The following is a 1,963-nucleotide window of genomic DNA, read 5'->3' on the forward strand; positions in this document are numbered from 1 at the left end:
CAAACCGGAGGAGCTCGCCGCTGCGCGGGCGGCCGTGCGCAGCGCCCAGGCCGCTTTGCAGGCGCTGGAGAAGGGGCCGGACCCCCTGGATCTGGAGATCGCCCGATTGAACGTGGAGCTCGCCAAGAACGCCATCTGGCAGGCGCAGCTGACCCGCGACAAAACCGCTGGCGCCCCGTTTTCGGCGCCGGTGGATCTCGATCTGGCGAACGCCCGGGTGGGACAGGCCGAGCTCCAGGCGGAGGTCGCCCGGCTCCAGTATGAGAAGCTGAAGGCGGGGGCCCGGCCCGAGCAGCTGGAAGCCGCCCGGGCCCAGCTCGCCCAGGCCCAGGCCAGCCTGGCGCGCCTCCAACCGGACCCCCTGATCATCGAGCGCACGCGCCTGCAACTGGAACAGGCCCGATTGCAGCTGGAGCAGGCCCGGCGCCGCCTGGAACAGGCCACCCTGGTGGCGCCCTTCGATGGCACCATCGCCGCTCTGAACATCGAGATCGGACAGGTTGTCGGCCCCGGCGTCCCCGGAGGCGCCATCCTCCTCGCCGATCTGAGCGATCTTTACCTGGATCTGACCGTGGACGAAGTGGATGTGGTCCGCCTGAAGGAGGGGATGCCGGTGGCGATCACGCTAGACGCCCTGCCCGGCCGCACCTTCCGGGGCCATATCGAATCCATCGATCCCGTCGCCACGGAGGCCGGCGGCGCCGCCACCTACCGGGTCCGGGTCGTGCTGGATGAACAGGATCCTGCCCTTCGTTCCGGCATGAGCGCCACCGTGGAGATCGAAGTGGATCGCCGGGAGAACGTGTTGCTGGTGCCCAACGCCGCGGTCCGCCGCGACCGGACCACCGGGCGAGCGTTCGTCAACCGCGTCGTGGGCGATCGGGTGGAGGAAGTGGAGATCCGCCTGGGGGCGCAGGGCGAGACAGAGAGCGAGGTGCTGGAGGGGTTACGCGAAGGCGATATCGTGGCCCTGGGGGACATCCAACCGGCATCGGTTTTCCGATTCTTCGGCCCCAGGCGTTAACGTAGAAGCTCTTGGGGGCCGGGAAGGCCACTCGGGAAGGCCACTGAGGGCGACTGCCCGGCCCCAACCCTTCTCTTTCTCCCTTTGTATCTACGGCCTAAAGGGTTGTGGGTAGGACCCCGCGGTGCGGAGCGGGAAAACGCTGACATCCCTCTGGGCCTGAAACGATCAGGGGCAGATGGTTTTCCCGAGCCGACCCCTGTCAGCCCAACAACCCGATGAGCCGAAATCCACCCCATCCGCCCATAGCCAGCAGGGTGAGCCCACACAACGCCGTCAGCACCCGCAGAACCGCCGGGGAAAGCATCCGAAGCCCCCCATGGGTGATCAGCCCCAGCGCCCCCACCCACAGCAGACTGCCCGCCGTGAAGCCCCCATAAAACACCGCCACCGTCGAGGGCGTGATCACCGGGATCCCCAGGCGGAGCATGGTGGAGGCGATGGCGGCGAACCAGAGGATGACCATCGGGTTGGTCAGGGTGATCATCAGCCCGGTGAAGAACAGGCGGGAGGACGAGGCCTCCGGATTCCATCGAATCGCCACCCCACGCCACGCATCCCGCAGGGTCATGCCTCCCAGACCCACCAACAGGAGCGCTCCGGCCGCCGCCAGGGCTGTCCCTATCGTCGGCCATCGGGAAAGCAGGGTGGCGGCCCCCAGCAGGCTGAGCGTGAAATAAAAGAGATCCCCCGCCACCGTCCCCAGGCCGGTCAGCACCGCCCCTCTCCATCCGTGGCGCAACCCCGCTCGCAGAATCGCCAGGTTTCCAGGCCCTAAAGGGATCGAAAGGGAAAGGCTGAGGAAAAGCCCGCGCAGGAAGATCACGGCCATCGTTATGGATGCTCCGTTTGAAGATTTAGAGGACGGATCGGAGCTGCCTTCAGCGGCTGGATCGGCTCCGAGGAGATGAGAAGACCAGGGGTGGCGGGGGGGGGGGG

Annotated in this window: 2 protein-coding genes; one reads left to right on the forward strand and one right to left on the reverse strand. The window is 67.2% G+C overall.

The genetic code is table 11. The features are described 5' to 3' along the window. Window positions 1–1,024, forward strand: a 1,024-nt coding sequence (locus NZM16_RS10975; protein WP_295480367.1) for an efflux RND transporter periplasmic adaptor subunit, incomplete at its 5' end; no start/stop codon positions are given. A 202-nt stretch (window positions 1,025–1,226) separates the two neighbouring features. Here the strand turns inward: NZM16_RS10975 and NZM16_RS10980 are convergent. Next, the gene (locus tag NZM16_RS10980) at window positions 1,227–1,856 is read right to left on the reverse strand and encodes a LysE family transporter (RefSeq protein ID WP_295452113.1); all 630 of its coding nucleotides are present in this window, start codon (window positions 1,854–1,856) and stop codon (window positions 1,227–1,229) included. Window positions 1,857–1,963 lie beyond the last annotated feature (107 nt).

The organism is Thermoflexus sp. (genome assembly GCF_025055495.1).
Lineage (GTDB): Bacteria > Chloroflexota > Anaerolineae > Thermoflexales > Thermoflexaceae > Thermoflexus.

What these genes read in the sequence shown, in the direction of transcription:
- NZM16_RS10980 (WP_295452113.1), bottom strand. Translation starts at nt 1,856, where the DNA reads ATGGCCGTGATCTTCCTGCGCGGGCTTTTCCTCAGCCTTTCCCTTTCG.